The sequence below is a fragment of the Curtobacterium sp. MCPF17_018 genome (assembly GCF_003234135.1).
Classification (GTDB): Bacteria; Actinomycetota; Actinomycetes; order Actinomycetales; family Microbacteriaceae; genus Curtobacterium; species Curtobacterium flaccumfaciens.
In genome coordinates this window covers 86,553-105,052 of sequence record NZ_QKSJ01000010.1, presented here as the reverse complement: position 1 = coordinate 105,052, position 18,500 = coordinate 86,553, and the positions used below count along the sequence as shown (strand labels likewise).

Sequence of the window (18,500 nt, the reverse complement as noted above, 5' to 3'; positions counted from 1 at the left end):
GAGGTGCTGGGCTCGCACCGTGTGTCAGCGCCGAGCAGGCCGCGCGGGCGGGGGCGGCGGGACGGGCTTCGCGGCGACGACGTCGTCGAGCCGGACCTCGACCGGGCCGCGGCGGGTCGCGATCGTCACGGCGTCGGGCGTCCGGGCGACCAGGTCACCGAGGGCGTCCTGCGCGCCGTCCCCGTGGTGCGCCCGGACCACCAGGCGGTCGCCGAGCGCGGCGTCGTGCAGCACCCCGAGCGCACGGGCCCGGGCGATCACCGCCTGTTCGTCCGCATGCACCACCCCAGGGTACGGGCCGCCTAGAGTGTCGACATGGAGAAGGCCCGGGTCGACAGCTGGATCTGGGCCGTCCGGATCACGAAGACCCGGTCGGCCGCGACTGCCGCGTGCAAGGCCGGTCACGTCCGGGTGAACGGGGAGCGCGCGAAGCCGGCGCAGCCGATCGGCCCCGGTGACGAGGTGCGGGTGCGCCAGAACGGCTTCGACCGCGTCGTCGTGGTGACCGGCATCATCCTGAAGCGGACGAGCGCCCCCGAGGCCGCGAAGCACTTCGAGGACAAGACCCCGCCGCGGCTGTCGAAGGAAGAGGCCGGGTTCGTCCCGATGCGCGAGCGCGGTGCCGGACGGCCGAGCAAGCGGGAGCGTCGCGACCTCGAGAAGCTCCGCGGCTACTGACGCTTCGGCTTGCCGTAGGGGTCGATGACGACTTCGAACTCGGCCTCGCCGTCCCACTCGACGGTGACCGGCTGCCCGGTCCAGCGGGCCTCGAGGTGACCGTCGTCGTCCTCGTCGGAGCCGCACAGGGCCGAACCGCTCGGCACCCGCTCGATCGCCACCCGTCCGTCACGGCCGACCGCGTACAGCTCGACGACCCGTCCACGGATCGCCTGCGTCCGCGCCGAGTCGTGTCGGACTTCGCCGAACCGCCGTGCTCCGTCCGCGGAGACGACCCAGTACTCGACGACGTCGCCGATCTCCACCGCCGGGCCGCAGCACTCGTGCTCCCAGCCCCCGATCTCGACCACGACGTGCAACGCGGACATCAGACGAAACGGACGGTCTGCTGCAGGCGGTCGCGGATCTCGAACACGTCGACCGAACCGGCCGGCGACCAGACGCCGCCCAGCACCTGGGCGAGCGCACTGCGGCGGACGACGAGCGCGGTGGGCTTCTTCGGGGAGCCGACGAGCTGCACGTCCTCGGTGACGGCGGCGTCCGGCACGACGAGCAGCCGGCCGGAGAACCGCACCCGGGTCTGCTTCTGCACGGCGCGGGCGGCGCGGACGAGTTCCTTGACGGGTCGCTCCCCCGGCGCGAGCGTCTCGCCGACGATCTCGCCGTGCTCGACGCGGACCGGAGCGCCCCAGTCGATGGACTCGACGGCCCAGAGTCCGCTCGCGGTCAGGACGGCGTGGTCGAGCTTGCCCTCGGCCCCGGCGTCGAGATCGTGCCACACGGTGACGCCGATCCCCATGTCGGAGACGATCAGGGCGGTTGCCTCTTCGGCCAGGGCTTCGGCGAGCAGCCGCCGGATGTGTCGGGGCGCGGAGCGGATGAGCGTGGGGTCGTAGGGGTCCTCGATGGGGTCGCCGAGGCCGACCCACTCGCGCTCGGCCTGCAGGAAGACCTCGCGCGACCGACCGCCGGGGTGTCCGTGGGACCGCGCCCGGGGGCGCGTGTCGCGACGCGCTGCCGGGGGTGCGTAGGCGTCGCGACCGGTGCCACCCCTGCCGGTGGAGCCGGAAGCACCGAACGAACCGGACGCGCGGGACCCGACGTCGTACGCGCGCCGGGCTTCCGGCGTGCCGATGCGCTCCCATGCGATCTGGACCTGGCGGAAGCGCTGGGCGTCGCCGCCGAGGTCGGGGTGCGTCTCGCGGGCCGCCCGCCGGTAGGCGCGGCGGAGCGCGTCGTCGTCAGCCGTCGCGGGGACGCCGAGGACTTCGTAGGGGGTGGCGTCGGCCGGGCTGTCCGTCATGGCCCTGCGACATTACCGGAGGCAGTGTCGGAGTCCGCCGCATGGTTGCTGGGTGCACTCTGGAGGAGCGGTGCGGCCGGGCTGCCTCGGCACACGGTCCGCAGGTGGTCGCGTCAGACCACCGTGGTCACGACCGGCGCTCCGAGGAACGCCGCGTACCGCGCGGCCGCAGCCTCGAGCGCACGGACGGACGACGCGTCGAGGGTGCCGAAGGGTGCGACGGTGACGAGGTGCTCGGCCCGGCGCTCGGTGCGCTTCCAGGTGCCGACGACGCGACCCCGCACGACGGCCATCGGCAGGAACACGCCGTTGGCTCCGGGGACGACGCGGTCGGCGTGGGCGGGGTCGAGCTGCGCGGACCGGTCGGCGTACCCGAGCAGGTACTCGTCGAAGCCGGGGAGAAGGTGCCCGGTGGGGACGCGCGCGGCCGTCGGCCGGTCGGCGAGGGCGAGGAGCCCGTCGCCGAGGTCCTCGACCGCGTCCCCCGCCACGGCCCGGGCCCGGCGGAGGTCACTGAGCGGCAGCTTCGTCCAGCTCGCGGCGTCGGCCTCGGTCGCGGGGCCACGGCCGCGCAGGTACCCGAGCAGGACCCGGCGGAGGGCCTCGTCGCGGTCCGGCGGCTCAGCGGTGGCGGGTGCCCACTCGTCGAGCAGCACGAGCCCCTGCCCGACGCGGGCGGTGGGACCCCAGGCGACGAGGCGTTCCTGCGCGAGCTGCAGGACCAGGTGGTAGCCGCGACCTCCGGCCGGGTCGATGCCGGCAGCGCGGTACGCCGCGAACAGGTCGTCCCGGACCAGCGCACGGCCGCCCTCGAGGGCCGCGATCGTCGCCTCACGGGCCCGGCCGAGCAGGGCGTCGTCGATGCCGAGCTCGGCGGCGCGTCGGGCGATCGTGCGGAGGGTCCGCTCAGCGGTGAGCGAGAGCAGCAGGCGCAGGTCGTCGGGGCGCAGGGCGTGCAGGGTGCCGCGCATCGACCACGAGCGGACGAGTTCCCCGCGGTCGAAGGCCCCGCGGACGTCGTCCCGCGTCGACCCGGGAGCGCGGACCCCGATGGCCCAGAGCACCTGGCCGAGGTCCTGCCCCTGCACCCCCAGCATCCGCTCGACGACCTCCGTGGGGCGCAGCCCGGGCGCCGCGATGCCCTGCGCCGCGAACCGCGCCGAGCGGAGCCGCGCGGGGCTGGTGGTCACGCGACGGCGGCGGTGACGGCGTCGGCGTGCTGCTCCAGGTAGGCGACGTCGGCGCGGTACAGGTCGGCGTGGCCGTGCTGCAGGTCGCTGACGAACTTCGGGTTGCCGGCGGCGGCCTCGTGCTCGATCGTCGTGACGAGCGCGACGAGGGACGCGATCATCGTCTCGGCCAGGACGCTGCGGGAGCGGTCGTCGAGCGCGTAGGCGCGGCAGAACTCGGCGGCACGTGCGAGCCGATCGTCGAGGTCGGGGGCGGTCGATCCCTCGACAGCGCCGGTGGTGAACGGCGCGAACCGGTAGACGGCACTCGCGACGTCCCAGACGCGGGGACCGGGGTGTGCGGTGTCGAAGTCGATCAGGCCGACGGCGGCGATGCCGTCGTAGACGCAGTTGTACGGGGCGAAGTCGCCGTGCACGATCGTCTCGACCGGAGCACGTTCGGCCTGCGACCAGAGGTCGTCGGCGGCGCTGCGCGGGAAGCTGGCACCGGCGTCGTGGAACTGGCGGAGCAGGCGGGCGCTGGTGACGAGGGCTGCCTCGCTGGCGATGTCCTCGGTCCAGGGGTACTCCCCAGCGACGCCCGGGACGAACGAGACCGTCTCGAGGGTGTCACCGAGGGCGATCGGTTCGGGGGCTGCGACGAACCCCTGCTCGTGCAGGTGGGCGAGCAGCCGGTGCACCGTGGGGGTCCACGGCCCGGCGGGGCGGTGGACTCGGTCGTCGGCCCTGGTGATGCGCTCCAAGGGGAACCTCCTGCGTGTTGCGTCTCCGTTGACGAAGGGCCAGCGTACCGATCAGGACCGGCATGCGTCCCAGTCCATCCGGAACACGATCGGCCCCAGCGCGGTGACTACAGCTGGTCGCGCAACCAGGACGGCCCGTGGACGGTCGCGCCGAGGGCCTCGACGCGGTCGCGGAGCTCGCGGTCGGCCGTCACGACGACGACCGGCCCGTCGCCGGCCTGCACCGCGGCCCGCACGGACTCGACGATCGCGTCGTCGCCGGAGGCCGGAGCACGGACGACGTCGACAGCGCCGGTGGCGGCACCGCGGTCTGCGGCGGCTACGGCGTCTCCGTCGGCACCGCGCTCGACGCTCGCGCCCCCACCGTCCGCAGCGGCCCGGGCCTCCCCCTCGAGCACCACGGTCCACCGCGGCCACCACCGCGCGAACGGCAGGTCGAGCAACGACGCGGACACCCCGCCCGCGGCGAGCGCCGACACCTGTGCGAGCAGGCGTGACGCAGCGCCGGCTCGGTCCTTCCACCAGCCGTCGGGCACGCTGCCGACGACGTTCGCCGCGTCGACGACGACGTGCGGCGTGGTCGCGACGGTGGCACGGAGCGCCGGCCAGGACCTGCCGAAGCCGGGGTGCAGGGGCAGGTCGTCGACCTGGTCGATCGGGATCCACGACAGGGCGAGGCTCTCGCGGTCGGCGATGACGGGTTCGAAGGGTCGGGAGGCGCGCCCCACGACGGTCGTGTAGGTCCAGAACCCCAGGTCGAGCAGTGCCGTGTGGCGCAGGGCGATCGCGTCGTCGGGCACACCGGCTTCCTCGGCGGATTCGCGGAGGGCGGCGGTCACGGCTGCTTCGCCCTGGTGCCGTGCGCCGCCGGGGATGCCCCAGGTGCCGCCGTGGTGGCTCCACTCGACGCGGTGCTGCAGGAGCACGCGGCCGGCGCCGTCGTCGACGAGCAGGCCGGCGGCGCCGAAGCGTCCCCATGCCTTGGTGCCGTCGGGGCCGACCGCCCAGGCGTCGCCGGGGTCGCGGGGGCCGGGTGGGGGCCCGGGGGGCGTTGCATCTGGCACGGTCCAACCCTGGCACACGGTGCCCGGAGCGGGCCTCGAAGTGGTCACCGGGCGTCGTGTACGGTGTCGCTCGAGACACGGGGTGCCGCATCCAGCGGCTGAGATCACACCCGTCGAACCTGCTCGAGCTCGTACTCGCGAAGGGATCGTCCATGGAAACCGCTGCGCCCTCCCCTGCCTGGGCCCACCGAACCGCCGAACTGCTCGAGGCCGTGCGTGCCCGGGCCCCGCTGGTGCAGTGCATCACGAACACCGTCGTGCAGAACGTCACGGCGAACGTGCTGCTCGCGCTCGGGGCCTCGCCCGCGATGGTCGACGTGGCGACCGAGGCGGGGCCGTTCGCCCGCGTCGCGGACGCCCTGCTGGTGAACACCGGCACCCCGCACGCCGAACCGCGGGTCGCCGCGCTCGAGGCCGTGCACGCCGCCCGTGACGCGGGCACCCCGTGGGTCCTGGACCCGGTGGCCGTCGGCTCGCTGCCGGTGCGGACCGCCCTGGCGCGTGACCTGCTCGCGCTGCGCCCGACGGTGCTGCGGGGCAACGCGTCCGAGGTGCTCGCCCTGCTCGGCGACTCGGCCGGTGGCCGCGGGGTCGACAGCACCGTGGGCACGGAGGACGCTCGGGTCGCGTCGGTCGCTGCTTCGGACGGGAGGCTCGTGGCCGCGGTGGCCGTGTCGGGTGCGGTCGACCTGCTGGTCGCGCCCGGCATCGGTGTGGTCCGGGTCGCGAACGGCACCGACCTGCTGACGCGGATCACCGGAGGCGGGTGCGCGCTCGGCGCGGTCGTCGCCGCGTTCACGTCGGTCGCGCCGGAGGACGCGGGGGCCGCTGCCGTCGCCGCCACCGCGGTGCACACGATCGCCGCCGAGCTCGCGGCACGGGAGGCCGGCGGACCGGGGACCTTCCAGCCGCTGTTCCTCGACCGGCTGGCGTCGCTGACGCCGGAGGACGTCGTCCGCGAGGCCCGGATCACCCTCGAGGCCGCTCCCGCGGTCGACGCCCGGGCGGTGTCGGCGTGAGCGGGCTGCAGTCTGCGGGGTTCGGCGTCTACCTGGTGACCGACGGTGCCCTGGCCGACCGGCACGGCATCGGGGTGCTCGGGGTCGTCCGCGCCGCAGTGCACGCCGGGGTCCGGATCGTGCAGGTGCGGGACAAGGACGCCTCCGCGCGTGACCTGCTCGCCCTGACCGCCGCGGTCGCCGACGCCGTCGGGGAGCGCGCGAGGGTGGTGGTCGACGACCGGCTCGACGTCGCCCTCGCCGCACGGCACGCGGGACACCGGGTCGCGGGCGTGCACCTCGGCCAGTCCGACGTCCCCGTCACGGCCGCTCGCGCCCTGCTCGGAGCGGACGCCCACGTGGGCCTCACGGCGAACACGCTCGCGCACCTGGCTGCCGTCGAGCGACTCCCCCGCGGCACCGTGGACCTGCTCGGCGTCGGGGTCGTGCACCCCACGGCGACGAAGGCCGACCACCCGCCGGCCCTCGGCCACGACGGGTTCGCCCGGTTGGCCGCCGCCACCGACCTGCCGTGCGTGGCGATCGGCGGGGTGACCCTCGACGACGTCGTGCCGCTCCGGGCAGCCGGTGCCGCGGGCGTCGCGATCGTGTCGGGCATCTGCGCCGCGGCCGACCCCGGGTCCGCCGCGGCGGCGTACGTGGCCGCGTGGGGCCGTGGGCCCGGCCACGGGGCGGAGGCCGGACGATCCGGTGACCTTGATCCACGCCTCCAGGCCGACGCCACGCACCACGGGGCGGACGCATGAGCGTCCCACGGGTGCTGAGCATCGCCGGGACCGACCCGACGGGCGGGGCCGGGATGCAGGCGGACCTCAAGGCGATCGCCGCGCACGACGGGTACGGGATGGGGGTCGTGACGGCGCTCGTCGCGCAGAACACGCACGGGGTGCGGTCGGTACACCTGCCGGACGTCGGGTTCCTGCGGGAGCAGCTCGACGCGGTGTCGGACGACGTCGTGGTCGACGCGGTGAAGATCGGGATGCTCGGCACCGCCGACGTCGTGCGGGTCGTGACGGACTGGCTGCGGGAGCACCAGCCGCCGGTGGTCGTCGTCGACCCGGTGATGGTGGCGACGAGCGGGGACCGGCTGCTCGACGAGGACGCGGCGTCGGCCATGGGGGCGCTGTTCGCGCTCGCCGACCTGGTGACGCCGAACCGGGCCGAGCTCGTGGTGCTGGCGGAGCTCGCCGGCGCGGGTGCGGCTGGTTCCGGTGCGCCGTCGTCGGCTTCGTCGTCGTCGGCTTCGTCGCTGGATGCCGCGCGTGCCGTGGCGGCGCGGTGGGACGTCCTGGTGCTGGCGAAGGGCGGCCACGACGAAGGGCCGACCTCCGATGACGTGCTCGTGGCACCGGACGGAACCGTGCGGGTGTTCACCGGTCCCCGCGTCGCGACGACGAACACGCACGGCACCGGGTGCTCCCTGTCGAGTGCGATCGCGACGCTCGCCGCGCGGCACGGCGACTGGGAACTCGCGGTCGGGGTGGCGAAGGAGTGGCTGACGGCGGCGCTGCGCGGGGCCGACGCGCTGTCGGTCGGGAGCGGCAACGGCCCGGTCGACCACGGAGCGCAGGCGCGGGCAGCCCTGCCGGCGCTGTCGTACACGGACGTGTGGTGGACGGATGCGGCATCGGTGCTGCAGGAGACCATCGACTGCGCGTTCCTGGTGGGGCTCGGGGACGGGACGCTCGAGCCGGAGGTCTTCGCGGGCTACCTGGCGCAGGACGTCCACTACCTGCGGGCGTACGAGCGGCACCTGGCGGCGCTCGGGGTTGGTGCCCCCGGTGCCGGTTCGGGCGATGGTGCCGGCGGTGCTGCTGCGTTCTGGGCGGCGGCTGCGCAGGGGTGCGCCGACGAGGCGCGCGACCTGCACCACCGTCGGCTGGCCGGCTCGCACGCCGACGATCCCGTGCACCCCACGTGCGCCGGGTACCTCGCACACCTGCAGGAGGCCGCCGACTCCGGCTCCCCGGCGGTGCTCGCCGCCGCGGTGCTGCCCTGCTTCCGGGTCTACGCCTGGGTCGGGTCGCAGCTCGGGGTCGCTCCGGACAGGCACGCCTTCGCCGACTGGATCACGGCGTACGGGGACCCGGGGTTCGCGGCGTCGAGTGCCGAGGCGACCCGGCTCGTCGAGGAGGTGGCCCGTGCGGCGACACCCGACGAGCGAGGGCGGATGGCGCGGGCGTTCCGACGTTCGGTGGAGTGGGAGCTTGCGTTCTTCCGGATGCCGACGGAGGCACGCGGCGCCCGAGTCTCGCGCTGAGGGACGGTTCTCGGGTCGGCCCGGCCGAGAACTGTCCCCCGGGCCGAGTCTCGGCGGGGATCAGCGGGCGACCGGCGGCAGCCGGACCAGTTCGACGGACAGCTCGGCACCGCTGACCGTGCCGCGCATCCACGTGTGGTCGGGCTGACGACGGCGGTCGGTCGGCGAACCGGGGTTCAGCAGGCGCATCCCCGACGGCGCCACGGTGTCCCACGGGATGTGCGAGTGGCCGAAGACGAGCACGTCGGTGTCCGGGTACTCGGCGTCCATCCGCCGCTCCCGACCGGTCGACGCCCCGGTCTCGTGCACCAGGGCGAAGCGCAGGTCCTCGACGCCGAACCGGGCGACGAGCGGCAGCCGGTCGTCGAACTCCGCACCGTCGTTGTTGCCCCGCACGCCCTCGAAGCGGCTGGACCGCGCCTGCACGGCGTCGAGGGTGGCCAGGTCGACCCAGTCCCCCGCGTGCACCACGAGGTCGGCGGCGTCGATGTCGGCCCACAGCCCGGGCGGCAGGTCCTTCGCGCGCTTGGGCAGGTGCGTGTCGGACAGCAGGACGAACGACGTCGTCACGACTCGGTGGGTGCCGGCATCGGGAGCCCGGCCTCGTCCGAGGCGCCGAGGCGCTCCAGCAGCCCGGCGAGCAGTGCGATGTCGTCGTCGGACCAGTCGGCGAGCCGTTCGTCGAGCGCGTCGCGGTGCAGCTGCACCGACCGCTCGAGCGCTGCGCGGCCGGCGTCGGTCGCCTCGAGCGGCTTCGCGTTCCCGCTGCCGCCGTCGGTCGTCCGCACCAGCCCGGTCGCGAGGAGCCCGGACAGCTGCCGCGAGATCGTGGAGCGGTTCAGCCGCAGGTAGCGGGCGATGTCGATGGCCATGCAGCCCGGGTGCTGGACGACGAAGTCGACGAGGGACTGGTCGACGACGCTCAGGACCTGATCCGAGCCACGGGCACGGATGCTCGCCCGACGGGTGATGCGGGCGAGCTCGGTGTACGCCCGGCTGATGTCGCTGTTCCGGACCTTGGAGCTCGGGTGGTCCATGATGGCTCCAGCCTGTCTGCGCCGGCGCCGGCCGGCGGTCTTCTCGTCCCGTCACCATACCGGCGGGTACGCCTGGTGTGGGGTCAGCGGGCGGCTGCCGCTGCCCGGAGCGCGGGGATGTCGAGCTTGATCATCTGCATCATGGCTTCGAAGACCCGGGCGTTGGCCTCCGGGTCGCCCGATCCGCTCATCAGCTCCCCCAGCATCGACGGGGTCACCTGCCACGCCAGACCCCAGCGGTCGGTCAACCACCCGCACGCCATCGGGCTCCCGCCGTCGGCGAGCAGCGCGTCCCACAGGCGGTCGAGCTCGTCCTGCGTGTCCACGTCGATCTGGAACGACACCGCGTCGGTGTGCGGGTGGCCGGGGCCACCGTTCATCGCGCGGTACGGCTTGCCGAGCAGCGTGAACTCGACGACGAGGGCGCGGCCGTCGGGCATCCGGCTGACGCTGTCGACGCGGCTGTCGGGGAACAGTCCCACGTAGTACTCGGCCGCCTGCTCGGCCTGGTCGTCGTACCACAGGAACGGGGTGATGGTGGGCACGGGGAGCCCCTTCGTTCGGCGCTCAGTCCGCGGCGCTGCGGCTGAGCAGGTCGGCTTTCTCGGGATGCTCGTCGAACCACTTCCCGACGAACCAGCACATCGGCACGATGCGCTTCGTGGTCGACGACTCGACATCGGCGACGGCGTACTCGACGAGTTCGGCCGCGTAGCCGTGGCCGCGGTGCTTCGGGACCGTGTAGGTGTGCGGGAACGCCACCGCGTCACCGTTCACCCGGTAGTCGAGCACGCTCACGAGCTCGCCGCCGACGTACATCGCGTAGCGGTCCTGGTCGGTCTCGTCGCGGAACTCGTGGTCCATGCCCGCCATCATGCTCCCGGAAGGGCGTTCGTGCCGCCCGGGGAATGCACGACGTCGGGCAGCGTTGCAGGGACACCATGACAACCATCGGAATCATCGGCGCCGGCAACATCGGATCCCAGCTCGCACGACTCGCGGTACGGAACGGCCACCAGGTCGTCATCGCGAACTCCCGCGGCCCGGAGACCCTGACCGACCTGGTCACGGAACTCGGCGACGGCGCACGCGCAGCGACCCGCGACGAGGCAGCCGCAGCGGGCGAGATCGTCGTCGTGACGGTGCCGCTCGCCGCGATCGAGACGATCCCCGTCGAACCGCTCGTCGGCAAGGTCGTCATCGACACGAACAACTACTACTGGGAGCGCGACGGCCACATCGCCGCCCTCGACGACCAGTCCACGACCACCGCGGAGCTGCTGCAGGACCACCTGCCCGGCGCCCGCGTCGTGAAGGCGTTCAACCACATCGGCGCCGACGATCTGACCGGCCACGCGACGCCCGCCGGCACCCCGGACCGTCGAGCCCTCGTCATCGCCGGCGACGACGTCTCCGCCAAGCAGACCGTCTCCGAGCTCATCGACGCGTTCGGCTTCGACGTCGTCGACGCCGGGCCGCTCGCCGAGGGCTGGCGCATCCAGCGGGACACCCCCGGCTATGGCCCGCGGATGACCGCCGCCGAACTGCGCGACGCCCTGGCCGCAGCGACGCGCTAGTCCGCCGCGCCGCGCAGCACCGGCACCCACCGCTGCTGTTTCGCGCTGAGCGACACCTCTCGGGCTCCGCAGCCCGTGACCTGCCGCTCAGCGCGAAACGAGGCAGGGCGAAACCACCCGAAACGAGCGCGCCCGCTCAGGCCCGGTCGAAGATCGTCGTCATGTCGGCAATGTCGTCCTCGGTCGGCGCCCATGTCGTGCCCGCCGCGACGTTCTGCGTGATCTGCTCCGGCTTCGTCGCCCCCGCGATGACGCTCGACAGCCCCGGCTGTGCCAGGAGCCACGCGAACGTCGCCTGCAGCATCGTCACGCCCCGGTCGTCGCAGAACCGCTGGTAGTCGTCGAGCACGTCCCACGGGGCGTCCTCGAGCACCTGCGGCTTCGAGGTCGTCAGCCGCCCGTCGGCCGGGCCGCCCGCCTTCGTGTACTTGCCGGTGAGCAGCCCGTTGTAGAGCGGGAAGAACGGCAGGAACCCGAGCGCGTACGCCCGCACGGCCGGCAGGACCTCGGCCTCGGCATCCCGGGCGAGCGGGCTGTACTCGTTCTGCGCGGACACGAACGCGGTGGTGCCGGCGATCGACGCCGTGAGCTCGGCCTCGGCGATCTGCCACCCCGCGAAGTTCGAGTGGCCGACGTACCGGATCTTGCCCTCGCGCACCAGGTCGTCGAGCACCGACAGGGTCTCCTCGATCGGTGTCACGTCGTCGGGCCGGTGCATCTGGTACAGGTCGATCCAGTCCGTACCGAGACGCCGGAGCGACGACTCGACCGCGAGCCGCACGTACCGGCGGGACCCGCGGACGCCCCAGTCCGGGCCGTTCGCGCCCTGCATGTCCATGCCGAACTTCGTGGCGAGGACGATCTCGTCGCGGCGGCCGCGGATCGAGCGTCCGAGCATCTCCTCGGACATGCCCGGCACGCCGCCGTAGATGTCGGCGGTGTCGAAGAGCGTCACCCCGGCGTCCAGGGCCGCGGCGACGACGGCGTCGGTGCCCTCCTGCGACTCGGACGCGGTTCCCCGCCGCCCGAAGTTGTTGCAGCCGAGGCCGACGGTGGAGACGACGAGCCCCGAGGGGCCCAGGGGACGGTGTTCGATTCCGGTCATCACCCGACCGTACCGGCGACCCCGAACTGGGGCTGCGATCCACCCAGCGGTTGCCGCTACAACTGAGCATGGATCAGTCGACGGAAGGAGCGCCGCAGTGGCAGCGCATCGCATGCCCGAATCGGACCGGCCCCGTCGGCCCGTACCGGCCTGGGTGACCGCGCCGCCCGTCGACGAGGTCGCGCCCGAGCGGGTCGCCGCCGTCGGTCACGTGAACGCCTCCGACCGGGAGGCCCGCCCCACCCCCGCCTCGTCACGCGCCGCCCACGCGGCGCCGGTCCCACCGACCACGGTCACCCCGGCCGGGAACGTGCCCGCCGCGCACGCACCCGCGCACGCACCAGCCGCCGAGCCCGCGTCGATCGCCGCCCTGGTCGAGGCCGACGCCCCGGTGCCCGACTTCCCGCCGCAGCAGGAGCTGCTGCCCCCGGCACCGACGTCGCCGAACGTGCACACCGTGCCGTTCGAGACCCCCGCGGTGCCGCCGTCGTCGGTCGTCCCGGCATCCGGGCTCGTGGTGCCGGTCTCCCCGGTCGCCGCCGCACCCGCCTCGGCGGACGCCACCCCGCTCACCACCCCGTCACCGGAGGCCTTCCCGGCACCGCCGCCCGCCGCGCCCGCGGTGCCCGTCGCCGGACAGCCCCGGTTCTCGGTGCCCGGCCTCGAGCACGTGGTCGTCGAGGGCACCGAACCCGAGCCCGTCGGCCCGATCGGCTACCGGACACCCCGACGCTTCGCCCACCAGCAGGCCGCCGCACGGTCGGCCGCACCCGCACCCGCACCCGCAGCCGCACAGTCGTTCGACGCCGTCCTGCACGCGGCGCCGACTGCTGCCGCTCCCGGCAGCCCCGCCGTCGCGACCCCGGACGCCCCGACGACCACGGCCGTCGTCGCACGCACCCCGGTGCCGCAGGGTGCTGGCGGGGGCGAGGCGGGCCTCCCGACCGAACTGCTCGACCAGCCCGTGGCCGCAGCCGCCGTGCCGGAGCCACGTCGTGCGCTCGGCGCGACCGCCGGTGCGGTGCTCGGTGCCGTCGCCGGGATCGCGACGATCGGTCTGGCGGCCTGGTGGTTCACCGCGCCCGCGACCGTGCACGGTGTCGGCGTGGTGCTCGGACTGCTCGCGCTGGTGCTCTCGATCGTGACGCTGCGCGGCCGGACGGCCACGTGGCAGCGGCCGGTCGCGCTGCTCGGCGCCGTGCTCGGTGGTGTCGGCACGGTCGTGCTGCTGTGGGCGGTCGCGGCGGCGCTGCTGCCGCTCGCCGGGGTGACGCTGCCGGACGTCACCGGCACCGGCACGACCCCGACGCTCGCCCCGTAGCGCAGCGAGCGCCGCGAGCGCTCAGACGCCGTCGTCTCGGCAGGACGCCGCGTCGACGTCGAGACGCCCCCGAAAGTCGCGGCGTCTCGACGGCTCGGCGGCGTCGAGACAACACGCCGGCGTCTCGCCGCGCCCACCAACCCGAACACGCCGGCGTCTCGCTGCACCCACCAGCCCGAACACGCCGGCGTCTCGCCGCCGATGCACGAGCTCAGACGGCGCGGACGACCCCGCGGGACAGGATCGCGTTCGTCAGCGCGTCGATCGGCTCCCGCTGCACCGTCGGGTTCGCGATGAGGACGTAGTCCACCGCCGGCAGGTCCGGCAGCCCGAGCCGCTGCGACACCTTCACCAGGTCCGCCGGGATCAGCGAGTGCGGGAACACCGCGACGCCGATGCCAGCGCGCACCGCGGCGAGCACCCCGTTGACGTCGCGGGTGTTGCAGGTGATCCGCCAGGTGCGTCCGGCGGCCTCGACGGCGTCGATCGCCATCTGCCGGCTGATGCTCGGCGCCTGGTACGCGATGAGCGGGACGGGTTCGCCGGGTTCCAGGGCGATGCCGTCCTGCGCCATCCACACCATCTGGTCGGTGGCGACCCTGGTGCCCTCGGCGGACTCCCCCGCCGTCTGCTTGATGAACACCAGGTCGAGCTGGCCGGCGTGCACCCGGCGGAGCAGCGGTGACGACTGGTTCACCGTGAGCTCGAGGTTCACCTGCGGGTGCAGTCGTCGGAAGTCGCGCAGGATCCGCGGCAGCTGGGTGATGGCGAGGTCGTCCGCCGCCCCGAACCGCAGCCGTCCGCGGGTGGCCGCGCCGGAGAAGTAGGCGTCGGCGGTCGCGTGGGCCGCGAGGATCGTCCGCGCGAACCCGGCCATCGCGTCCCCGTTGTCGGTCAGGGCGACGCCGCGGGTGTCCCGGGCGACCAGGGTGCGCGCCACCGCGGTCTCCAGGCGCCGGACGTGCTGCGACACCGTCGGCTGGCTGATGCCGAGCCGGGTGCCGGCCTGCGTGAAGCTGCCGGTCTCCGCCACGGCCAGGAACGTCTGCAACAGGACCGGATCGAGCACGGGCACCTCGTTCGTTCGCGCGGCCGTTCGCGCGGTCATTCGACATCGCAATGGAGTGATAGCCACCATACGGGTATCGAATGGGCCGGCGCCACGTAGTTTCGTTGGGGTACCAGATCCACACCGACGTCCGGAGAACCCCGCACCGTGAGCGCGTCACCGACGACCCTCCCCCCGCCCACCGAACCGCTCCCGATCCAGGCCACGCGACCGCCGTGGCGCCACACGCTCATCGCCCTGTCCGTGCCGAACTTCCGGCTGTTCACGGCGACGAACCTGGTGGCGATGACCGCTGGTTGGATGCAGCGCATCGCCCAGGACTGGCTCGTGCTGCAGCTGACCGGGTCGGTCGCGCAGGTCGGCATCACGGTCGCCTGTCAGTTCGCGCCGATGCTGCTGTTCGGGCTGCTCGGCGGCGTCCTGGTCGACCGGTTCTCGAAGCGCGCGCTCATGATGATCACGCAGGGAGCCTTCGCGGTGCTGTCCGCGCTGCTCGCCGTCCTGACGCTGGCCGGCGTCGTCGAGGCGTGGCACATCTGGGTGATCGCGTTCCTGGTCGGCATGGTCACCGTGATCGACAACCCGGCACGGCAGGTGTTCGTCACCGAGATCGTCGGGCACAAGCACCTGCGGAACGCCATCAGCGTGAACTCGTCGGTGTTCCAGCTGGGCGGCATGATCGGTCCGGCGCTGTCCGGGGCCCTGCTCGTCGCGGTCGGCGCCGGGTGGTCGTTCGGCGTGAACGCGATCGCCTGCGTCGCCGTCGTCGTGACGCTCGGGTTCCTCAAGGTCTCCGAACTCCACCGCACGCCCCCGGCTCCGCGTGGCAAGGGGCAGCTCGTGGAGGGCCTCCGCTACGCCGTGCACAAGCCGACGATCATCGTGCCGGTGATCCTCGTCGCGTTCTTCTCGGTGTTCGCACTGACGATGCCCGTGCTGCTCTCTGCCTTCGCGTCACAGGTGTACGACGTCGGTGCCGGCGGCTACGGGGTCTTCAACTCCGCCGTGGCGATCGGCGCCCTGGTCGGCGCGCTGCTGTCCACCCGCCGGGCCGTCGTCCGGCTCCGCACCATCGTCGGCGGGGTGTTCTGGACCGGCGTGCTGCTCGTCGTCTCGGGGTCGATCCCAGCGATCGCACCGTTCACCGTCGCGCTCGTGGCGGTGGGGATGTCGCAGCTGCTGTTCCAGACCGCGTCGAACTCGCTCGTGCAGCTGTCGTCGAACGTGGCGATCCGCGGCCGGGTGATGTCGCTCTACGTCCTGGTGCTGCTCGGTGGGCAGGCGATCGGCGGGCCCCTGATGGGACAGGTCGTCGACCACTTCGGTGCGCACGTGGGGATGATGGTCGCCGGTGGGGTGCCGGCAGCTGCCGCCGCGGTGATCGCGCTCGTGCTCGCCCGCCGGGGCGGCCTGCACCTGGCGGTGCGGATGCGCCACCACCTGCCGGTGCCGGCGATCGTCGCCCACTAGCGGGGGCCCTGGCGGTGACCACCCGCCGGCCTGGAGGCCCGTGGCGGCCCCGCTCCGCGCCTCCCGTCCGCCCGTTGGTCGCGTCGGGCAGTGCGCAAAACACCGGTGTTCACGCTCGACGCCGCGGGATCCCGCGGTGCGTTGTGTGAACACCGGTGTCCCGCGAGGGGCAGTGCCTCAGTAGGCGACGCCGAAACGCGTCTGGTGGTGCGCCGGGGTGACGATCTCGTCGACGAACGCGATCGCGTAGTCGGCGCCGGAGATGTCCGAGTTGCCCTCGGCGTCGGCGAGCAGGACCTCGTCCGAGGCGCGGTAGGTGCCGCGACGCTCGCCCGGGTTGTAGCCGCCGAATGCCGCGGCGGGGCTCACGTAGAACCAGTCGACCTGGGTGTCCGAGGCGCGCAGGGCGTCGAGGATCTGCGCGTGGCTCTTCGCCTCGCCCTTGAAGGCGTCCGGGAAGCCGTCGGTGTCGAAGAGGCGGGGGCCGTCCTCGGACACGCGCATCGAACCGGCACCGCCGACGATGCCGAGACGCGCACCCGCTGCGGCGGCGGCGTCGACGAAGTGCTGGAACTTGTCCTTCAGCTCGCTGCCGTCCGCCTGCACGGCGTGGAGCGAGACGATGACGACGTCGGCACCCTTCGTGACCTCGGACACGAAGTCGGCGTCGAACGCGTCACCCTGCGCCAGGGTCAGGCCCTCGGCCGGCTCGAGCTTGCTCGTGTCGCGGGCGACCGCGGTGACGGTGATGCCGCGGGAGAGTGCCTCGTGGGTGATGGCGGAGCCGGCGTAGCCGGTGCCTCCGAAGACGACGATGTTGGTCATGGTGTTCCCTTCGTGGACGTCACGGGCGTCGGTGACGTTGACAGTCACCGTACAAGAGTTACTCTCTTTGAGTAAGTAGGCACCTGGTGGTGCGTTGCGGAGGACACCATGTCAGCACTCGAGTACAGCCCCTACGCGGCGGACTGCCCCAGTCGGCAGCTGCTCGACCGGATCGGCGACCGGTGGAGCGTGCTGACGATCGGCGCCCTCGCCGACGGTCCCGCACGGTACTCGGCGGTGGCGGCCCGGGTGCAGGGGGTCTCGCAGAAGATGCTCACCCAGACGCTGCGGGCGCTCGAACGTGATGGCATGGTGACGCGGACGGTGTTCCCCGAGATCCCGCCGCACGTGGAGTACGAACTGACCGAGCTCGGGCGGTCGCTGCGCACGGTGCTCGTGCCGCTGGAGGACTGGGCCACCTCGCACATGCCCGACGTCGCCGAGGCGCGCGAAGGGTACGACGCGCGCTGAGCACCCCGCACTCGGAATCCCCGACGGCGACGAGTGGTTGCCTGGGGACATGCGATCGATCGTCTACACGAAGCCCGGTGCCAGTAGCGTCCTCGAATTCGTCGAGCGGGAGATCCCGGAGCCCGGTGCCGGTGAGGTCCGCGTCCGCGTCGTCGTCTCCGGCGTCAACCCGACCGACTGGAAGGCCCGCGCCGGCGGCACCTACGGGGACGGGTTGCCGTTCCCCGAGATCACGCCGAACCAGGACGGCGCAGGCGTCGTCGACGCCGTCGGTCCCGGAGTCGAACGGCTCACCGTCGGCGACCGCGTCTGGCTGTTCATGGCGGCGGCGTCACGGCCGACCGGCACCGCGCAGGAGTACACGGTCGTGCCCGAGTCGCGCGTGGTCCCGCTGCCCGATGGCGTCTCGTTCGACGTCGGCGCCTCGCTCGGCGTCCCCGCGATGACGGCGCACCGGGCCCTCACCACGCACGAGGACGGCCCCGCACGCCTGGGCCCCGGAGCCATCGACGGCTTCACCGTGCTCGTCGCCGGCGGCGCCGGTGCCGTGGGGCACGCCGCGATCCAGCTCGCCCGCTGGGCCGGAGCGACGGTCATCACGACGATCAGCTCGGACGCGAAGGCGGCACTGGCGACTGCGGCCGGCGCCCACCACGTCGTGAACTACCGCGAAGAGGACGCCGCCGAGCGCATCCGGTCGATCGCGCCGGACGGTGTCGACATCGTCGTCGAGGTGTCGATCCCACAGAACGCCGCGCTGGTCGCCGACGTGCTGGCGAACCACGGCGTCGTGTCGATCTACGCGAACAACGGCGGTGACGAGGCGACCCTGCCGATCCGCCCGAACATGAGCGTGAACGCCCGCTACCAGTTCCTGCTGCTCTACACGATCGGCGACGAGGCACTGTCCGCGGCGGCCGAGGACCTCACCGAGGCGCTGCACGACGGCGTGCTGCCGGTCGGCGAGGACGCCGGTCTCCCGCTCACCCGGTTCGCGCTCGAGCAGACCGCCCAGGCGCACGACGCGGTCGAGCAGGACACGGTCGGCAAGGTGCTCATCGACGTGCCCGAGGCGCGGTAGCCGCGACAGCGGATCCGGCTCGGCCTCCGCAGACGACGAACGGCCCCCGCGCACGCGTGGGGGCCGTTCGTCGTGGACGATGCGGGAGGGGTCAGCGACCCAGACGCGCAGCGATGGCTGCGGTGACCCGGAGCCGGGCTGCAACGCGCTCGCGTTCGATGTTGGCGGCGATGACGTCGAGGTCTTCGTAGTCGGCGTCGGTGGTGGTGTCGTTCCAGTTCGGCGAGGAGATCCGGGCACGCCCGAACGACGGCGGAGCAGGGTTCACGGTCGTCATGGGGGCATCG

General features: G+C 73.4%; 23 protein-coding genes and 1 riboswitch. Of the genes, 9 read left to right on the top strand and 14 right to left on the bottom strand.

The window, feature by feature from the left end; all coding sequences use genetic code 11:
* Nucleotides 1-24: 24 nt before the first annotated feature.
* The gene (locus tag DEJ27_RS12860; protein WP_258370354.1) at nucleotides 25-282 is read right to left on the bottom strand and encodes a hypothetical protein; all 258 of its coding nucleotides are present in this window, start codon (nucleotides 280-282) and stop codon (nucleotides 25-27) included.
* A gap of 33 nt (nucleotides 283-315) precedes the next feature.
* Here DEJ27_RS12860 and DEJ27_RS12855 point away from each other — a divergent pair, with 33 nt between their 5' ends.
* The gene (locus tag DEJ27_RS12855; RefSeq protein ID WP_111091075.1) at nucleotides 316-678 is read left to right on the top strand and encodes an RNA-binding S4 domain-containing protein; all 363 of its coding nucleotides are present in this window, start codon (nucleotides 316-318) and stop codon (nucleotides 676-678) included.
* On the opposite strand, the gene DEJ27_RS12850 is transcribed toward DEJ27_RS12855, so the two are convergent.
* The 5 genes from DEJ27_RS12850 to DEJ27_RS12830 all read right to left on the bottom strand — a co-directional run bounded on the left by DEJ27_RS12850 (nucleotide 672) and on the right by DEJ27_RS12830 (nucleotide 4,978).
* Entirely contained in the window at nucleotides 672-1,046 is a 375-nt protein-coding gene (locus DEJ27_RS12850) for a DUF6578 domain-containing protein (RefSeq protein WP_181430156.1), read from the bottom strand. The genes DEJ27_RS12855 and DEJ27_RS12850 overlap by 7 nt on opposite strands.
* Nucleotides 1,046-1,981 carry a DnaJ domain-containing protein gene (locus tag DEJ27_RS12845; protein WP_111091074.1) on the bottom strand — a complete coding sequence of 312 codons (936 nt, stop codon included), beginning with the start codon at nucleotides 1,979-1,981 and terminating at the stop codon, nucleotides 1,046-1,048. The genes DEJ27_RS12850 and DEJ27_RS12845 overlap by 1 nt, the downstream gene beginning before the upstream one ends.
* Nucleotides 1,982-2,094: 113 nt before the next feature.
* Nucleotides 2,095-3,171: a winged helix DNA-binding domain-containing protein gene (locus DEJ27_RS12840; RefSeq protein ID WP_110860112.1), complete on the bottom strand. Its 1,077-nt coding sequence runs from the start codon at nucleotides 3,169-3,171 to the stop codon at nucleotides 2,095-2,097.
* Nucleotides 3,168-3,914, bottom strand: coding sequence for a phosphotransferase enzyme family protein (locus tag DEJ27_RS12835; RefSeq protein WP_110860110.1), 747 nt, complete (start codon nucleotides 3,912-3,914; stop codon nucleotides 3,168-3,170). The genes DEJ27_RS12840 and DEJ27_RS12835 overlap by 4 nt, the downstream gene beginning before the upstream one ends.
* 107 nt (nucleotides 3,915-4,021) lie before the next feature.
* The gene (locus tag DEJ27_RS12830) at nucleotides 4,022-4,978 is read right to left on the bottom strand and encodes an NUDIX domain-containing protein (protein WP_111091073.1); all 957 of its coding nucleotides are present in this window, start codon (nucleotides 4,976-4,978) and stop codon (nucleotides 4,022-4,024) included.
* A gap of 68 nt (nucleotides 4,979-5,046) precedes the next feature.
* Nucleotides 5,047-5,142, top strand: a riboswitch (TPP riboswitch).
* Between DEJ27_RS12830 and thiM the strand changes: the two genes are divergently transcribed.
* The 3 genes from thiM (at nucleotide 5,131) to thiD (ending at nucleotide 8,257) form a co-directional block, all read left to right on the top strand.
* Nucleotides 5,131-5,997, top strand: coding sequence for a hydroxyethylthiazole kinase (thiM, locus tag DEJ27_RS12825; RefSeq protein WP_181420169.1), 867 nt, complete (start codon nucleotides 5,131-5,133; stop codon nucleotides 5,995-5,997). It overlaps the preceding riboswitch by 12 nt.
* The gene (gene thiE, locus DEJ27_RS12820; protein ID WP_110862571.1) at nucleotides 5,994-6,743 is read left to right on the top strand and encodes a thiamine phosphate synthase; all 750 of its coding nucleotides are present in this window, start codon (nucleotides 5,994-5,996) and stop codon (nucleotides 6,741-6,743) included. The genes thiM and thiE overlap by 4 nt, the downstream gene beginning before the upstream one ends.
* Entirely contained in the window at nucleotides 6,740-8,257 is a 1,518-nt protein-coding gene (gene thiD, locus DEJ27_RS12815; protein ID WP_111091072.1) for a bifunctional hydroxymethylpyrimidine kinase/phosphomethylpyrimidine kinase, read from the top strand. The genes thiE and thiD overlap by 4 nt, the downstream gene beginning before the upstream one ends.
* Before the next feature lie 60 nt (nucleotides 8,258-8,317).
* On the opposite strand, the gene DEJ27_RS12810 is transcribed toward thiD, so the two are convergent.
* The 4 genes from DEJ27_RS12810 to DEJ27_RS12795 form a co-directional block, all read right to left on the bottom strand.
* Complete coding sequence (locus DEJ27_RS12810) at nucleotides 8,318-8,827, bottom strand: metallophosphoesterase (protein ID WP_110862569.1); 510 nt, start codon at nucleotides 8,825-8,827, stop codon at nucleotides 8,318-8,320.
* Nucleotides 8,824-9,294, bottom strand: a complete 471-nt coding sequence (locus DEJ27_RS12805; protein ID WP_110862568.1) for a MarR family winged helix-turn-helix transcriptional regulator — start codon at nucleotides 9,292-9,294, stop codon at nucleotides 8,824-8,826. The genes DEJ27_RS12810 and DEJ27_RS12805 overlap by 4 nt, the downstream gene beginning before the upstream one ends.
* An 83-nt stretch (nucleotides 9,295-9,377) precedes the next feature.
* Nucleotides 9,378-9,839, bottom strand: coding sequence for a VOC family protein (locus DEJ27_RS12800; protein ID WP_110862567.1), 462 nt, complete (start codon nucleotides 9,837-9,839; stop codon nucleotides 9,378-9,380).
* Nucleotides 9,840-9,861: 22 nt separating this feature from the next.
* A complete protein-coding gene (locus DEJ27_RS12795; protein WP_110862566.1) occupies nucleotides 9,862-10,158 on the bottom strand; it encodes a GNAT family N-acetyltransferase in 297 nt (98 codons plus the stop codon).
* 77 nt (nucleotides 10,159-10,235) lie between these two features.
* Between DEJ27_RS12795 and DEJ27_RS12790 the strand changes: the two genes are divergently transcribed.
* The gene (locus tag DEJ27_RS12790) at nucleotides 10,236-10,871 is read left to right on the top strand and encodes an NADPH-dependent F420 reductase (RefSeq protein ID WP_110862565.1); all 636 of its coding nucleotides are present in this window, start codon (nucleotides 10,236-10,238) and stop codon (nucleotides 10,869-10,871) included.
* A 136-nt stretch (nucleotides 10,872-11,007) separates the two neighbouring features.
* Here DEJ27_RS12790 and DEJ27_RS12785 read toward each other — a convergent pair whose 3' ends face one another.
* A complete protein-coding gene (locus DEJ27_RS12785) occupies nucleotides 11,008-11,976 on the bottom strand; it encodes an aldo/keto reductase (protein ID WP_111091071.1) in 969 nt (322 codons plus the stop codon).
* Between the two features lie 112 nt (nucleotides 11,977-12,088).
* Here DEJ27_RS12785 and DEJ27_RS12780 point away from each other — a divergent pair, with 112 nt between their 5' ends.
* A complete protein-coding gene (locus DEJ27_RS12780) occupies nucleotides 12,089-13,297 on the top strand; it encodes a hypothetical protein (RefSeq protein WP_146244700.1) in 1,209 nt (402 codons plus the stop codon).
* 211 nt (nucleotides 13,298-13,508) lie between these two features.
* Here the strand turns inward: DEJ27_RS12780 and DEJ27_RS12775 are convergent, their stop codons facing one another.
* On the bottom strand, nucleotides 13,509-14,366 hold the full coding sequence (locus DEJ27_RS12775) for a LysR substrate-binding domain-containing protein (protein WP_111091111.1): 858 nt from the start codon (nucleotides 14,364-14,366) through the stop codon (nucleotides 13,509-13,511).
* 147 nt (nucleotides 14,367-14,513) lie between these two features.
* Between DEJ27_RS12775 and DEJ27_RS12770 the strand changes: the two genes are divergently transcribed.
* Nucleotides 14,514-15,836, top strand: a complete 1,323-nt coding sequence (locus DEJ27_RS12770; RefSeq protein ID WP_111091069.1) for an MFS transporter — start codon at nucleotides 14,514-14,516, stop codon at nucleotides 15,834-15,836.
* A gap of 177 nt (nucleotides 15,837-16,013) precedes the next feature.
* On the opposite strand, the gene DEJ27_RS12765 is transcribed toward DEJ27_RS12770, so the two are convergent.
* On the bottom strand, nucleotides 16,014-16,661 hold the full coding sequence (locus DEJ27_RS12765) for an NAD(P)-dependent oxidoreductase (protein ID WP_110862561.1): 648 nt from the start codon (nucleotides 16,659-16,661) through the stop codon (nucleotides 16,014-16,016).
* 108 nt (nucleotides 16,662-16,769) lie between these two features.
* On the opposite strand from DEJ27_RS12765, the gene DEJ27_RS12760 reads away from it, so the two are divergent.
* Together DEJ27_RS12760 and DEJ27_RS12755 are read left to right on the top strand one after the other, a co-directional pair.
* Nucleotides 16,770-17,132 carry a helix-turn-helix domain-containing protein gene (locus DEJ27_RS12760; RefSeq protein WP_071247254.1) on the top strand — a complete coding sequence of 121 codons (363 nt, stop codon included), beginning with the start codon at nucleotides 16,770-16,772 and terminating at the stop codon, nucleotides 17,130-17,132.
* A gap of 49 nt (nucleotides 17,133-17,181) precedes the next feature.
* Nucleotides 17,182-18,213: an NADPH:quinone reductase gene (locus DEJ27_RS12755; protein WP_111091068.1), complete on the top strand. Its 1,032-nt coding sequence runs from the start codon at nucleotides 17,182-17,184 to the stop codon at nucleotides 18,211-18,213.
* A 91-nt stretch (nucleotides 18,214-18,304) separates the two neighbouring features.
* Here the strand turns inward: DEJ27_RS12755 and DEJ27_RS12750 are convergent, their stop codons facing one another.
* Nucleotides 18,305-18,490 (bottom strand): hypothetical protein, encoded by a 186-nt coding sequence (locus DEJ27_RS12750; protein WP_027465208.1) that lies wholly within the window; start codon nucleotides 18,488-18,490, stop codon nucleotides 18,305-18,307.
* Between the last annotated feature and the right edge of the window lie 10 nt (nucleotides 18,491-18,500).

Bases quoted from the DNA above. Each gene is read 5' to 3' on its own strand.
- DEJ27_RS12795 (WP_110862566.1), bottom strand. From the start codon at position 10,158: ATGGACCACGAGTTCCGCGACGAGACCGACCAGGACCGCTACGCGATG.
- DEJ27_RS12750 (WP_027465208.1), bottom strand. From the start codon at position 18,490: ATGACGACCGTGAACCCTGCTCCGCCGTCGTTCGGGCGTGCCCGGATC.
- DEJ27_RS12765 (WP_110862561.1), bottom strand. From the start codon at position 16,661: ATGACCAACATCGTCGTCTTCGGAGGCACCGGCTACGCCGGCTCCGCC.
- DEJ27_RS12755 (WP_111091068.1), top strand. From the start codon at position 17,182: ATGCGATCGATCGTCTACACGAAGCCCGGTGCCAGTAGCGTCCTCGAA.
- DEJ27_RS12760 (WP_071247254.1), top strand. From the start codon at position 16,770: ATGTCAGCACTCGAGTACAGCCCCTACGCGGCGGACTGCCCCAGTCGG.
- DEJ27_RS12850 (WP_181430156.1), bottom strand. From the start codon at position 1,046: ATGTCCGCGTTGCACGTCGTGGTCGAGATCGGGGGCTGGGAGCACGAG.
- DEJ27_RS12785 (WP_111091071.1), bottom strand. From the start codon at position 11,976: ATGACCGGAATCGAACACCGTCCCCTGGGCCCCTCGGGGCTCGTCGTC.
- DEJ27_RS12855 (WP_111091075.1), top strand. From the start codon at position 316: ATGGAGAAGGCCCGGGTCGACAGCTGGATCTGGGCCGTCCGGATCACG.
- DEJ27_RS12790 (WP_110862565.1), top strand. From the start codon at position 10,236: ATGACAACCATCGGAATCATCGGCGCCGGCAACATCGGATCCCAGCTC.
- DEJ27_RS12780 (WP_146244700.1), top strand. From the start codon at position 12,089: ATGCCCGAATCGGACCGGCCCCGTCGGCCCGTACCGGCCTGGGTGACC.
- thiD (WP_111091072.1), top strand. From the start codon at position 6,740: ATGAGCGTCCCACGGGTGCTGAGCATCGCCGGGACCGACCCGACGGGC.
- DEJ27_RS12845 (WP_111091074.1), bottom strand. From the start codon at position 1,981: ATGACGGACAGCCCGGCCGACGCCACCCCCTACGAAGTCCTCGGCGTC.
- thiM (WP_181420169.1), top strand. From the start codon at position 5,131: ATGGAAACCGCTGCGCCCTCCCCTGCCTGGGCCCACCGAACCGCCGAA.
- DEJ27_RS12805 (WP_110862568.1), bottom strand. From the start codon at position 9,294: ATGGACCACCCGAGCTCCAAGGTCCGGAACAGCGACATCAGCCGGGCG.